The organism is Bacteroides sp. D1, from assembly GCF_000157095.2.
Classification (GTDB): Bacteria; Bacteroidota; Bacteroidia; order Bacteroidales; family Bacteroidaceae; genus Bacteroides; species Bacteroides xylanisolvens.
Genome location: NZ_JH114350.1, coordinates 93,503 through 107,786, shown reverse-complemented (window position 1 = coordinate 107,786; position 14,284 = coordinate 93,503). Strand labels below are relative to the sequence as shown.

General features: G+C 40.4%; 12 protein-coding genes. 9 read left to right on the top strand and 3 right to left on the bottom strand.

Annotated elements, in window-relative coordinates:
* Positions 1-208 precede the first annotated feature (208 nt).
* From BSAG_RS04405 to BSAG_RS04415, 3 genes are all read right to left on the bottom strand, one after another.
* Positions 209-937 carry a DUF3990 domain-containing protein gene (locus BSAG_RS04405; RefSeq protein WP_008015978.1) on the bottom strand — a complete coding sequence of 243 codons (729 nt, stop codon included), beginning with the start codon at positions 935-937 and terminating at the stop codon, positions 209-211.
* On the bottom strand, positions 931-1,212 hold the full coding sequence (locus tag BSAG_RS04410) for a DUF3791 domain-containing protein (RefSeq protein ID WP_004314799.1): 282 nt from the start codon (positions 1,210-1,212) through the stop codon (positions 931-933). The genes BSAG_RS04405 and BSAG_RS04410 overlap by 7 nt, the downstream gene beginning before the upstream one ends.
* Before the next feature lie 142 nt (positions 1,213-1,354).
* Positions 1,355-1,873 (bottom strand): hypothetical protein, encoded by a 519-nt coding sequence (locus BSAG_RS04415; protein WP_004314798.1) that lies wholly within the window; start codon positions 1,871-1,873, stop codon positions 1,355-1,357.
* A 620-nt stretch (positions 1,874-2,493) separates the two neighbouring features.
* Between BSAG_RS04415 and BSAG_RS04420 the strand changes: the two genes are divergently transcribed.
* Genes BSAG_RS04420 through BSAG_RS04460 form a run of 9 tightly spaced genes read left to right on the top strand, consistent with a single transcriptional unit; the run spans position 2,494 to position 14,271 of the window.
* Complete coding sequence (locus tag BSAG_RS04420) at positions 2,494-3,081, top strand: DUF3575 domain-containing protein (protein ID WP_004314797.1); 588 nt, start codon at positions 2,494-2,496, stop codon at positions 3,079-3,081.
* 7 nt (positions 3,082-3,088) lie between these two features.
* On the top strand, positions 3,089-4,630 hold the full coding sequence (locus BSAG_RS04425; RefSeq protein ID WP_004314796.1) for a DUF3868 domain-containing protein: 1,542 nt from the start codon (positions 3,089-3,091) through the stop codon (positions 4,628-4,630).
* Between the two features lie 55 nt (positions 4,631-4,685).
* Complete coding sequence (locus BSAG_RS04430; RefSeq protein ID WP_008022257.1) at positions 4,686-6,287, top strand: Mfa1 family fimbria major subunit; 1,602 nt, start codon at positions 4,686-4,688, stop codon at positions 6,285-6,287.
* A 3-nt stretch (positions 6,288-6,290) separates the two neighbouring features.
* Positions 6,291-7,262: a FimB/Mfa2 family fimbrial subunit gene (locus BSAG_RS04435; RefSeq protein ID WP_004314794.1), complete on the top strand. Its 972-nt coding sequence runs from the start codon at positions 6,291-6,293 to the stop codon at positions 7,260-7,262.
* A gap of 21 nt (positions 7,263-7,283) precedes the next feature.
* Complete coding sequence (locus BSAG_RS04440; RefSeq protein ID WP_008015971.1) at positions 7,284-9,749, top strand: fimbrial protein; 2,466 nt, start codon at positions 7,284-7,286, stop codon at positions 9,747-9,749.
* A 43-nt stretch (positions 9,750-9,792) separates the two neighbouring features.
* Positions 9,793-12,060, top strand: coding sequence for a DUF4906 domain-containing protein (locus tag BSAG_RS04445; RefSeq protein ID WP_004314792.1), 2,268 nt, complete (start codon positions 9,793-9,795; stop codon positions 12,058-12,060).
* A 27-nt stretch (positions 12,061-12,087) separates the two neighbouring features.
* Positions 12,088-12,879, top strand: coding sequence for a hypothetical protein (locus tag BSAG_RS04450; protein ID WP_004314791.1), 792 nt, complete (start codon positions 12,088-12,090; stop codon positions 12,877-12,879).
* Positions 12,880-12,938: 59 nt separating this feature from the next.
* Positions 12,939-13,322: a DUF4469 domain-containing protein gene (locus tag BSAG_RS04455; protein WP_004314790.1), complete on the top strand. Its 384-nt coding sequence runs from the start codon at positions 12,939-12,941 to the stop codon at positions 13,320-13,322.
* Positions 13,323-13,374: 52 nt separating this feature from the next.
* Positions 13,375-14,271 (top strand): AraC family transcriptional regulator, encoded by an 897-nt coding sequence (locus BSAG_RS04460; protein WP_008771021.1) that lies wholly within the window; start codon positions 13,375-13,377, stop codon positions 14,269-14,271.
* Positions 14,272-14,284: the final 13 nt, after the last annotated feature.

The window sequence follows — 14,284 nt, the reverse complement described above, 5'->3', positions numbered from 1 at the left end:
ATACCTAAAGTAGTTCTTTTTTATAGAAAAAAACAAGAAAAAGTTAGTAGATGTTCACTCATATTATAAATTTTCGCTAACTTCTTAATGTCTTCTTTGCCATTCACAATATGAGTACTGTCACCGATCCGGATGGATGGCCTGACTACTTCATCGGAAGAAGACTTCTCGAACAGCTTAGTAATAGGGATAAAAGACAAGGCTAATATCAACCTTGTCTTTTTTGTAGCTCCCTCATCAATTCATCTACAATATATGCATCGCTCATGAGATATAGATCTCCAAGTCGGTGGACAATGCGCTGGTAGCTTTCGCTATTATAAAATATATCAAGTGCCTGTAGACTGGAAATATGCAGACGGGTAGCAAGAAGTTCTACAATGCTGTAATATTTGCCTTGCATTACAATATCTGCATTGGGGATTTCTTTTGAGGGAGATGGGATAGGCAAAAGTATAGCATCCACAAAATGTAAGTGTTCGTCAATTACTTTTTGGTTCGTAATACAAATTTGATTGTTAGGCTCTTGATGAATCAAACGTGACAATGCTTCTTCACGAGTGTAATCACCACGCATATAAAGGTCAATAGTACGTATCACACGGTCATCTGCTATACCGCCTTCTATTATGTCATAATCCTGCCATATAACATTCCCTTGTCGACATGCTACAACAAAATCCAGCCAATGTGCATCGTAAGTGGTAAAGTGCAAATAATGAAAAGAAGAGTTGCGGCAGGCATCTATATCCAATGAATAAATATTGAGCCACACACTTTTTTCATGGCGAATATCAGCTGTGCGAAGAGCCCAACGAATAGCCTGATCCTTTAAATCAGTAAGATAAAAGCCCACTCCGAAATCAAGATTTGGTCGGCATACTCCAGCTAATGGTTGTTCTACACGGTAAGTAGAACCATGATAAACAGTTAACATGACTTATCTCCTTTTTGCTGTGTCGAAATTTGAAAAGGACGATAATCTTTCGGTAACCATTGTGGATCACGATGATAGATATATTCTAATAAAGAATCTACTATGTAGGCTTTGCCTTGGGTATGCAAAGTATCATAAAAAGCATTTATATAGCCGTCTATAGCACCTAATTCTTTTAGTTTATTATATACATCCGCACTATAACGTCCTAACCGTTCGGCTGTATTCTCTATACAATAGATAATAAACTCTAATTGTTTTTCTTTGAGGGTCATATTATTTTCTCCTTTCTTATCTTAATCAATTAGCGAAAAAGATTAATATTAGCAAAGATAGAAAAGTTCCTTCTTTCTTCCAATTAATTAGTATAGTATATCACGTTTCATTATGGATTAAATCAAAATCAATATACTTTCATTATAGCTTTATAGCTTTTTCTTCTTTCACCAACTTCCTCCATCTTTGAAATGCCCTCATCAGCGTTTCTTCCTGTACCAGTCCTACCATTTCGTAGTGCTCTACGAATTGTTCTATTGACTTTTTAAACATCACTCCTTTATTAAACTTATTATCCAATAGAAAAGAGTATAATTCCGCTTTCATCTCCGTTTCTATTTCCTTTTCTATAATCAATGCACTATCGTTTCCGATATAGTTATAGACTTCCGGATTCTTCCCATTACGCGGTTTGGGCAGTACAAAGCAAATATTTCCAATTTCTTTCCATGAAGTATTTTGCGGATGAGGGACAGATAGTTGATGAAGGAAGTGATAAACTGGAGTAATGTGGGAGAGATGGATAGGGATAAGTCGTTTGGAAGAAGAAGGAGAGGAGGAATGAGACTGGTTCTCTGGATCGGGTTCTAAACTTTGTCGATATCGGACATACATATATCCAGCCAAATATGGCTTGATATTAATTGTAACTGTAACCATGGGATTTTTTTTTAAGTTTGTAATAAAAAAGTATGTATATACAGCCCTTTGGACTGTGAATTCCGTTTGGTTTATTGAGAATATTCCCATGGTTATCGGGACGGAATTCTTCTTTTTATAACAAATTAATATACAGCGTATTACAAATACTGTTTTTGGTTTAAAACCAAGGAGCCGTTCCTTTTAAAGGAACGACCTGTTTCTCACCGAGGAACGCCTTGTTCCTTTTAAAGAAACGGATGGCTCCTTAAAATCCGGGAACAAAACTAGGTGTAATATTCTGATCTTTCAAAACGCATAGTTGAAGTACTACAAGTAATATGTAAATATAAATAATCATTCTTATACATCGTTTGTTTTGCGCGTGTATAAACGTTCAGTATGTCACAAAAGATAATTGAATAAGTTGGATAACAATTTAACAATGTTTATCCGATAAGTCCTTTTTATAGTTATCTAACCCTCATTTAAGTGATTTATAGAACTATTTTGAACGAAACTTCGGAATCCATGTGCAATTTCAGAACGTTTTACTTTAATATATATTTATTTTGTAATTTCGCATTCGATAATCATTTATTAAACGCAAGCAAAAGCAAAATATTCGATATACGCATCTGATGAAAATACAATATATAGCAATTCTACTTTTGATATGTTGGGGAAGCATTTTAAAATGTTCGGCCCAAAAGGTAGCAGTAAAAACAAACCTGTTCTACGGTGCATATTCAGGTACTCCTAACTTGGGAGTAGAGTGGGGACTTTCTCCACGCACTACAATAGAACTTGGCGCCGGACTTAACTGGTTTACACCCAATAAAGCATCTTCAAATAAAAAACTGGTGCACTGGCTCGGTACAATGGAATATCGTTATTGGACATGTGAAAGATTTAGCGGACATTTTTGGGGGATACACATAATAGGAACACAATATAACATAGCCGGTCATCACTTGCCACTTTTATTCGGGGATAATTCCAGCCATTACCGATATGAAGGATGGGGAGCAGGAGGAGGCATCTCGTATGGTTATCACTTCCTTCTTAGTAATCGTTGGAGCCTTGAAGCAAATATAGGTGCAGGATATGTGCGGCTACATTATGACAAGTTCCGGTGTAAGACTTGTGGTGAAAAGGTCGGAACAGAAAACCGCAATTATTTTGGACCAACTAAAGCTGCAATCTCACTTATATTTCTTATAAAATAATACAACCATGACAAAATTAAGATCATTCCTATACCTGTTAATCATATTCCTGACCATTTCTTCTTTATCATACGGAGAAGAAAATCCCAAGAAATGGTATACAGGAATTATACAGCCAACAGCTCTTGAACTACAGCAAGCGGGAGATTCATTGCATATTCAAATACTTTACAACTTTGATAATATACAAGTCAGCTCCAATCATTCTATAGAACTGATACCAGTATTGATTGCTGCAAACCATCAGATGGAATTGCCGGAAATATCCATTAAAGGTCGTAAGAACTATCAGAATCTGAAACGTAAACTTGCTTTGATGAATACGCAGGAACGTGCTTTTTACCAGTCAGAAGCTCCATACTCCATATTAAAAGGGTATGGAATGACTGGAAAAGAACAGATTCGGTACTCGTTGATAATTCCATTCGAGCCATGGATGAAGGATGCATATCTGAATGTAAAGAAAGAAGTGATGGGCTGTTGCAGGCCAGGCAGGTTACTATCAGCTATTCCTCTTTTTAGTGCTGTTACTTTGGAGAAACTTCCCGTCCCTTATCAAATCACTCCACATATTAGTTACGTACAGCCAAAAGTTGAACCAGTCAAAAGTCGTGAGATGTCATGTGAAGCATTTCTGGACTTTGTCGTATCAAAAACCGATATTAAACCGGACTATATGAATAATCCGACTGAACTAAAAAAGATATCCTCCATGCTTGCCGAAGTGAAAAATGATACAGCCATTACCATTCGTGGAATATCAGTCATTGGTTATGCTTCACCGGAGGGTGCTGTCCTTTTTAACAAACAGCTTTCCGAAGGACGTGCAAAGGCACTTGTTAATTACCTTCTCCCTCGTTTCCCTTTCTCTAAAGAATTATACAAGGTGGAATATGGTGGCGAAAACTGGGAAGGACTACGTAAAATGGTTGCAGGGTCTGACATGGCAGAAAAGGATGGAATTCTTCATATTATAGATCACATACCAGTTGAAATAAACTACCGAACGAATACCAGTCGCAAGAAATCGTTGATGTTATATAAACAGGGCAATCCTTATCGGTTTATGTTGCGTGAGTATTACCCACATCTGCGTAAAGCGATCTGTAAAATAGAGTACGATGTTCAGAATTTTAATATAGAACAGGCAAAAGTGCTGATTCATAGTCGGCCACAAAATTTGAGCCTGAATGAAATTTATTTGGTCGCTCTAACTTACAAAAATGGTTCACCGGAGTTTATCGAATTATTTGAAACAGCCGTTAGCGTCTTTCCTGATGATAAGATTGCCAATCTGAATGCCGCTTCGGCTGCACTTTCACGTAAAGACACTCTTTTGGCAGAAAAATATTTAAAGAAAGCAGAGACTTCCACACCGGAATACGAAAATGCCGTGGGAGTATTACATCTGCTAAGAGGTGACTATGAACAAGCAAAGTTACATCTAAATAAGGCTGCTGAATCCGGATTGAAACAAGCAAATCTCAATCTGGAGGAATTAGCCAAAAAAGAAGAGAATATCGAATTGATGAGTAAACTAGATTATTGATTTTTTATATATTATAATTATCTTTTTATTTACAACATTTAAACATTTAACAATGATGAAAACAAGAAGTTTTCTATTATCTACATTGGCAGTTTTTATATTTGCCGGCTGTAGTAGTGAAGATGCCCGGGAAGGGAATATTCCGGGTGGTGAACTGGATGGCAAAGCGTATCTGTCGCTTTCGCTGCAAAGTCACACAGCTACTTCAAGAGCAGCGAATGTAGAAGAAAAACCGGGAAGTTCTGGGGAAAGTAAAGCAAAAGCCGTCAAAGTTTTATTATTTGACGAGGATGATGTGTGCCTTGATGTGGCTGATTTTGATGGTTTGACCGTTGGGAATAGCGGAGGAGAATCCGGTGGAACAGGGACCCCGGAAGCTGTAGCTAGCGATGCAAAATTAGTACCAGAGAAAACAAAAAAAGTATTTGTGGTTATCAATCCTTACACCGACGGGTGGGATTTAACTTCAGAAACTGTAAAAGGTAAACCTTGGTCTGCAATTAACACTGCTATTGAGGCAGCTATTGCCAACATCGCTGCCAATGAAAATTTCATGATGGCGAGTGCAGGCGAAGGAGCTGGCATAGAAGGGGCATTGACGGGAGTAAAGGTACATAAGCCGACTGCATATACCAGTGAGGCCATCAATCAGGCAAAAACGGACGCACAGAGCGATCCAGCTAAAATCTCTGTGGATCGATTGAGCGCAAAAGTAGAGCTTGCAGTTAAGGAGTCTTTTTCTACAAAACCTGACGGTGCTACATTTGCTTTCAGTGGTTGGGAATTAAGCGTTACCAATAAGAGTGTGAAACTGTATAGTGAACGTATCACTTACGATAATGCCACGATTGGAGCAGTTTATCGTCGGGATAAAAACTACTTGTCTGACGAGCAACCTGATGTATCAAATGAGAGTACTATGGAAGCGAATATGGATGCAGCTTTCAATTATCTAAAAAATATAGACAGCGAAAGTGAGGAGATGCCTGCTGTTGCACAGAGTAAGGGAACAAGTCTGTATTGTCTTGAAAATACAATGGAAGCTAAGGCACAGCAATTAGGATTCACCACCAAGGTGGTAGTAAAGGCTAAGTACACTCCCTATGGTTTGAACGAAAATAGTAGTTATTTCTCTTGGAAAGGAAACTATTATACATTAGACCAGCTTAAAACTGAATATTTAAAACATAGTGATGGTTCCGGGCTAAAAGTAGACCTACCCATATTCTTAAAGAAAGCGGGAATTATGACACAGGAGCAATTCGATGGTGATCAAGATACAAAAAATTCTGTAGTCGCTAGTCTTTCGGAAGGTGCTACAGCTACTCAATTAAATGCAAAAACTGGTATTATCGGACGCTTCTGTGCCGTACGTTATTATCATGAATCCGTATGTTACTATGACGTCCTGATCCGTCACGATCAGAATGTAACTGAAAAGATGGCTTTAGGCCGATACGGAGTAGTGCGTAACAACTGGTATCACCTTGAACTTCAAAGCGTGAGCGGCCCCGGAACACCGTGGATTCCCGATCCGTCTGATCCTGACAATCCTACACCTCCGGGTACCGATGATGATGAAGCAGATGCATATATTTCTGTAAAAATCACTATCAATCCATGGACTTATTGGACACAAGGTGTTGATTTGCATTGATAAATGGGAATTAAAAGACACATAAAGAAATACAAAATAATCCTTGCCGCTTTTATAGTGGCAGGGATTACCGGTTGCGATGTCCTTCATGACGACCTTGATCAATGTGACCTCTTTCTAAAATTCCGATATGACTATAATATGGCAAATGAAGATTGGTTCGCCGAACAGGTGGAAGAAGTAAAGGTTTTCGTGTTCGATACGCAAGGAAAATATATACAGACACTTACTGATAATGGCCATTCGCTAAAAAGTCCGGACTATCGTATGCTGATACCCTATCGTTTGAAAGGCTGTACAGCTGTTGTATGGGCTGGAAAAACGGATAAATTCTATCAGCTTCCGACAATGGATACAGGTGATCCAATAAATAAATTAACGCTGAAATATGAGCCGGAAAACAACATAAGTAACAACCATCTTGATGCATTATGGCATAGCGGTCCTCTATTAATGTTTTCTTCGGAAAATATCAGTAATACAGAAAATGTCAGCTTGGTGCGCAATACTAATGATATAACGATAGGCATTACGCGAGGAAATAATCCGGTGGATGCTTCAAAATATGACATACAACTAATAACTGCAAACAATTTTTATGACTATAAAAATAATGTAGGTGAGAGCAGCAAGAATATAATTTACCATCCTTGTTCAGTTGAAGAGGAAGACAGTAAGACCGCCCTACAAACCCGCCTCCATACTCTTAGATTTATTAAGGATGCTGATACGACTTTTTCTATCACCGAAAAAGCGTCAGGAAAAACAATAGACATCGGAGGAAAAACAACTATAAACCTTATTGACTACCTGTTGATGAGCAAACCGAAAATGATGGGCGATCAAGAATACCTCGACCGCAGATACGAATGGGATATCAACATTCGAATCGGAGATAAGGAAGAGAATGGCTACATTGCATTAAGTATAACCATCAATAATTGGACCTACTGGTTCCAACCAACAGATATGTAAATCGTTTTTTGAAACGGAATTATGGCACGATTAAGGATGAATATAACTATCAACATAAAATTTTCGGCAAATATCCTGCTTTTGACAATGTTTGCCCTGTTTACTTACTCTTGTACAAAAGAGAACGAAGTAACAGGCGCACGTATTTACGAAGGAGAAAAGATACCGATGAGTATTAAAATGGGAACGCGCAATGCTACCACCGACAAAGATGAAGTCATAAATTCCGTACGTGCAATTGTGTTTAATGACAAGAACGAGCTGGTATACAACGACGTTTCTGATGCTTCCATAAATGTCGATAGCACATACACCGCTTCTATAAGAGCGGCACGGGGATATAACAACATTTATATCATCTGCAATGAAACATCGGAGCTTGCCGAAAAGCTCGCTGCTATTACACTGGAAAATGAAATAGAAAAAGTGACATTCTCTGCCGTAGGTATCGTTGCTCCTCCGCCCATGTATGGAAATGTGGCACGTGCCTATGTGGAATCCCGCAGTGACGGAAAAAACGCCACAGTAACAATTAATAATATTAAAATGACGGAATTGCCTGTTAGCGTAACCCGCATGGTATCCCGCATCAGCTTTACAGCTATTAAAAATATAACTAATCCGAATGAGGATTTCAAAGTAACCAAGCTCACTGTTAAAGTATGTCGTATGCCGGCCGCCACTCCTATAGAAGAAGGGCGGGCATATACGGAAGATATTTGGTCGGATGACCTTACGATATCAGGAACAGGCGAGCTTGACAAAAATGGCGATTATATTATAAAAGATAATAACTATACTATTCCTGACACAGTGGATTTTATAACAATTCCTGCCACATATATTCCTGAACACTTGCTATCCCAACCTGAAAATGCTTCTCAGGCAACCTACCTTAAGATTGACGCGCAGTGCGTACTTAAAAACGGAAGTTCTCAGGTGCTGAACTGCGTTTACCTCTTGAATATCGGTCAAGAGCCTCCCAAAAACTATAATCTGACACGAAACAACCATTATCAGATATACGCCACCATTACCGGTATGGGTGCAATGGGGTTATATGCGGAAATAGTGGCAATGGAGGAACATGATATCACCATCAACTGGAAACCTATCGACGGACTGGTCATAGTGAGTGACAAGGCAGCAGATTATGACGCGGTTGCCGATACATCCAGAAATGTGAATATCTGGAATGATGTCAGCGTTTATTCAGGTATACTGAAAGCATATCATTCGGAGACGGGATATAAGGATGTATTGTTCAAATATGGCAGCCTGATAGCCGTGCACAGCGGCACAAGTGCGGGTGAGGGTTTTATAGCTCCTACCAATGCCAGTGCATTGAACGATGTACTCTGGTATCCCGGTTCATACGATCCCTTAAGCATCAGCGGGTGGACAGATATTCCCTACCTAAACACAGACGGAATTCCTGCAAATAACACCGTAGACCAAGTTAAAGCCGGGGTGGGAGATCCCTGCAAGTTGGCCGGACTTTCCGAAACCCAGATCAAGGCTCAAAACATTGTGGATAACGGGCAGTGGCACATGGCTACTCCGAATGAAAACCAAGCCCTGATAGCGGCATCGGATAACGAGAATAATTCATACGGTTATCCTTCTTTCCATTGGCTGCTTTCCCCGCATAACCGGTATAGAGACGCGGGCGGTGTATCTCAGGGGGACCGTTCCAATGGATGGTATTGGAACGACGACGCTTCGGTATTCGAATTCTCCGGTAATTCATCGGGTGCAAGTTTCCAAAGTGGCAAGGACAGGCAAAGTGCCTATATGATTCGCTGCGTGCGCAATGAAATACCGGAAAGCAAGATGGAGGCGGGTGCCATCTCCAGTCCTACTTATCAGGGAACCGAAAAAGGTGTAAAAGCTTATTTCGGTATAAAATCCAATGTGCCTTATTGGACGGCAACGCTTGTCACGGGAGAAGGTGCGGGAACAGCGGAGCCTACTGATTTCTCGTTCGCATCGGATGGCACCATCGTACATACGACCCACGGAAGCAATACGGAAAATATCCCTGTATACGTCAAACGTAAAGAAAGTGCTTCACCGCGTTCATTCAGAGTGAAGGTGGAAGGAGTCGGTTTGGACGGACAGACAAGGAGCATACTGCTCACCGTCTCGCAAAGCGGATATGATTTACGTGCTACTACCGGATTAAGTAGTCTGGGTAATATATCTCAAACGGGAGGTACTTATACGGTGAGTATCCAGCTTACTCCGACGGATATCTCCATACCTGCCGGAAAACTGTTTTTGCAGGTTATTTATGGAGGCGTCCAAAAGTGTCTCAGTACTAAAGTGAATACTGAACCGAATACGTATAGTTATTCTGTCTCGATAGAAATTCCAGAGAACAGCAGTCCGAGTTCTATCAATCTTACTGTTAATATTCTACTGGCGAAAGATACCGGAGTGACAGTTCCTCTCGGCAGTCCGTCAATTACGCAAAACGGCTACTGATGTCCTCTCCTTGGATGAAAATTTGATAATAAACATATACGATATGAACCTAAGAACAAAATATAAAAGATATTTCCGGGCAGCCTGCACCACCTTGCTGTTGCTGGCGTTCGTGGGCTGTGCAAAAGATAAACTGGTAGAGTACGGTCCCGGTGACGCTACCGGTAAGGTGGTTATGGTCAGCCTGAAAGTCGGTATTCCCCCCGCTGTAGAGCCTGCATCAACGAGCGGATATTCCGCCGCTAAGTCGCTTTTTAGGGATAGGAACGATTCCGGGTTGTCGTTTACAGTGGCTTTGGAACAAGGACAAGAACCACATGAGGTAACTACCCGGGTATCTGACGGCACGACCAAGTTACACAACCTTTGGCTTTTCCAATTCGATGAGCACGGTTCCATTAAGGGAAATCCTCATAAACTGAGTGATGCAGTAACAGCCATAAATGATTTGATGACGATAGACGTCCCCCTCGTAGTATCAGAGAATCAAACCTTGTACCTGTTGGTATTAGGCCCTAAACTTAACTATGATATGAGCGGAGTGAGCACTCTTGATGAACTCAAGAATTGGAGTTTTGACTATCTTATTAATGTAGAAGGGCATACCCAATCGCTTATCACCGCAGATGATGAAGTACCGCTGGCCGGAGAAGTGTCAGGTGTCACTGTGGTGGACATCGACGGTGGTAAGCGTGGTCTGGTAGAATACAACAAACCGGCCGGGTTTGTAGGAGGCATCGAAATCGAGAGGTTGATGGCACGCGTTACCTTACGTTACAAGTTCGAGGTGGAAAATTACCGGTTACAAGGTTTGAAATTGCTGAATGTGAACAATACTATCCGGCTCACCAATCTTAAAAAAAATACCGATGCGGATACATACGCCACATTTGAAATGGATCAGTTGGGTGAGCCCGATTCCAATGGCTATTACTCGGCAACATGGTATGTAGCGCAGAATCGGCAAGGGACGGTTACAACTATTCTAAGTGAAAGCCAGCGCTACTACAAAGTGGTCAATAAGGTGCCTTCAGGTGCTGCGCCGCCACTGGGCACGCAGATAGAGGCATGGGCATACCCTACTACCGGAACAAATGAATACGCGATCTACCAGATATATGTTGGGAATAATAACACCAATAACTTCGATGTGGAACCCAACCATTTTTATAATTTGCGTACTGCCATAAACGCAGAGATAAACTCGGCGAAGAACGATGAACGGATCAGGGCATATACCATCAGCCAGTATGTGGAATTTTTTTCCAGCCTTAACGTAAAGGCTTCTGGGGCGTCATTCAGCACCCTGTACAACAAAACGGGTGCCACTTATGACCTGGATGCAGCTTATAGTGTCCGCCCGATAGTTATACAGACTCAAGGAAGGAAAGTGGAAGTGGAAATATATACTGACAAAGATTGTACGCAGAGAGCCGATAAGGGAAGCAGTTGGCTCCTCCTGTCTTCCTCTTCCAACTATACGGATGCATTCAATAATGTTAAAGAGCCATTGGATACCCGTGTTACGGCAAGTTCCATACTTCCCACTCAGGTGAAGTTTTATCTCTATAATAAGGAATACATTTATGATGATGACGGCAAACTGGTTGACCCGGGTGAATCCGATAAATTAGGAAAGCGTTCTTTATACATTAAAGTAACTACTATGCCAGAGGGTGAAGGAGAAACATTGCAAACTTTCCATATATTCAGACTGGACCAGCGCCCGGCAGTATATGCCGGGTGTTTTGGAGGAGAAAGAGACACTGACGGAAACTATACAATGGGATTGGTGCATGACAGACCGCAACGTAGTGTATACCAGTATGACGTATCATCGGGTAAAGTGGAATATGGTTACGATGGGATTGTGACAGCTGCTCATTCATACGGGACGGATGACGTGTATTATGGAAAAAACGCGACGGTAAACCTGGCCGAGAATATAAAGAACCTTACTTGGAGTGGTTATATACCTGTTCCGCAGAAAGATGCTTCCGGACATATATTGCTATATCAATATCAACACCCCGCTAGTACATTTTCTGCAAGGGCTTGCTATGATAAGAACCGGGATGAAGATGGAAACGGACGAATAGAAGGGGAGGAGTTAAAATGGTATTTACCGGCATCCAATCAACTGATTGGCCTCTATATCGGCAGTCTATTAGATGCCAGCAGCGGGCAAACAATTACAGAAGATGGAGGTACTTCTGCCAAAAGGTGGTATTACGGGCTTAACTCTTACTATAAGACTGAGGGTGGTGCAAGGTGTGTAAGAGACATCCCTCTCCCTTCCGTTACTTATTAATGATAAAATGAAAATATAAAGAATAAAATGAAAAGAATAACTGTCATAATCTTCGCATCCCTTTTTATCTTGCTAAAGGGATATTCCCAGACAATAGAAGTCTATGAAGATTCAAGGGGAAACAGGTATGCGGCTATTAATTCGAAAGATTTGCCGAAACAAAGGATCAGAGATAAAAGTGCTGTCTTTTATAACAACATTCAATTATACGAATACACCCCGACTGGTCAAGATACGAATCCTATTACCGATAGTGAGGGCAACCCTGTTTATACAGACAGGATTATCCGGCATATAGATAGCATGTCTGAGGCAGGCAAAATCAATAAGACTGTATCTGCATTTTTTATAGTCTCTCCGGATATCGTATATAGCGATGGCAATGATAGCGAGGGAAAAGACAGTGGAACGCAAACAATGAATTGGGCTACGGCAAATGGCTATCTTGCTACGGCAAACAGTAATAGTTATAGTACGGAGAAGAATATTGCTGTTCCCAAGGGATGCGCAATGTATCGGGGGAAAGACGGTCAGGACGCTCCAGGAACATGGCGGATACCTACACTGCGTGAAGGAAGCCTGATTATGATTTATTATAAGGAATTAGAGGCCACAGCTACCCAAGGTACCGATTGTAAAGCATTTGCCTTATCTGACATAAAACCAACCACCTATTGGTTAGCGACGGAAAATACAATTTCTTCTCAAGCATGGTCAATGACAATTTATCCTGATGCGACAAGAGTGAAATATAAGTCTGTCAGAGATCTCTCCAAGACAAGCTCCTATTATCTCCGTTGCATCCGGGATATTCCATAGAATAGAAATATAAGTTTGCTCATTCATTTACAAAAGATACAAAATAACTGATCAATCAAATGAAAACGATAAAAGCCGAAATATTAATGATTGAAGGAGCGCCGTTTCCTGTCATCAAAGAAATATATGATCCTTCAAATGAAAGGCGTAATGGGACCATTACACCGGAAGCTCCCATTGTTATCACCGGACAGAACCTGGATATGCTGACATGGGAAAGTACCAATCTATACCTTGTCTCTTCCGTCAATGACAGAATGTTGATAGAATGTGAAGATATCCATAAATATTCGGACGATAAGATTTATATGACAGTTCCTGATATTAGTGAAGGTGAATATTTCCTGGCACTGATGATTTTGATGAAAGATAAAGAAAGTTTTTTATACATCTTTCCTATATCTTTGGTGGTACAGTTTGCTCAATCGAAATGGCACGACTGACATCCGTATGATAAAAATAACGGCAAACAACATAATTGATAAATAGCAGTCCATGGAAAAGAAGCAGCCATATAAGCAGGATAAAGTATTCGATAATATATTGGAAACAGAAGAGTTTAACGTCTATACTAAAATAGACGATTTACCTCTTGATGAAAATCCTATGTATCTTGAAGAAGGGATAAATGGGATATGCACGGGAGGAAGTGCGTTATTCAATGTTTTTGGTAATAAACGACGGATTGTTTCCAATGATCTGGTAGTCATTTTCCCTTTTCAGCTGGCTTCTGTCACGGAGATTAGCAGTGACTTTTCAATGACGTTTCTAAAAGTACCCAAAAGCCTGTTTATGGATACAATAAGCGGGATATGTATACCTACGCTTGATTTCTTTTTCTATATGCGGAAAAATTTCAGCACTCCGCTATATGATGAAGAGTGCCAACGTTTCATTCACTTTTGCAATATTTTGATTTTTCGTATCAACTTGCCCCGCAACTTATTCAGACGGGAGTCTATCATGCAGTTATTACGTGTTTTCTACTGGGATATATATGTGGCTTATAAAAGAAATCCGAAAGCTGCCGAATTAGTAAAATACACCCGTAAGGAAAAACTTTTATTCGACTTTTTTTGTTTGGTGATCGAATTTCATACCGTAAGTCGGGATGTTGCGTTTTATGCGAAAAAGATGTGTGTGTCCGCCAAGCATCTTACAATGGTAATTACAGATATGAGCGGTCGTTCGGCAAAAGACTGGATTATAGATTACTCCCTTCTTGAAATAAAGGCTCTTTTACGGGATTCTGACCTTGAAATAAAAGAAGTGGCCTCACGCACGAATTTCCAGTCGAACTCTGTTATGACAAGATTCTTTCGTGAACATACCGGTATGACTCCGTCTGAATACAGGGAGAGAATTTACGTTAAAAATGAAATTGATTTATAATTAGTTGAGTTAT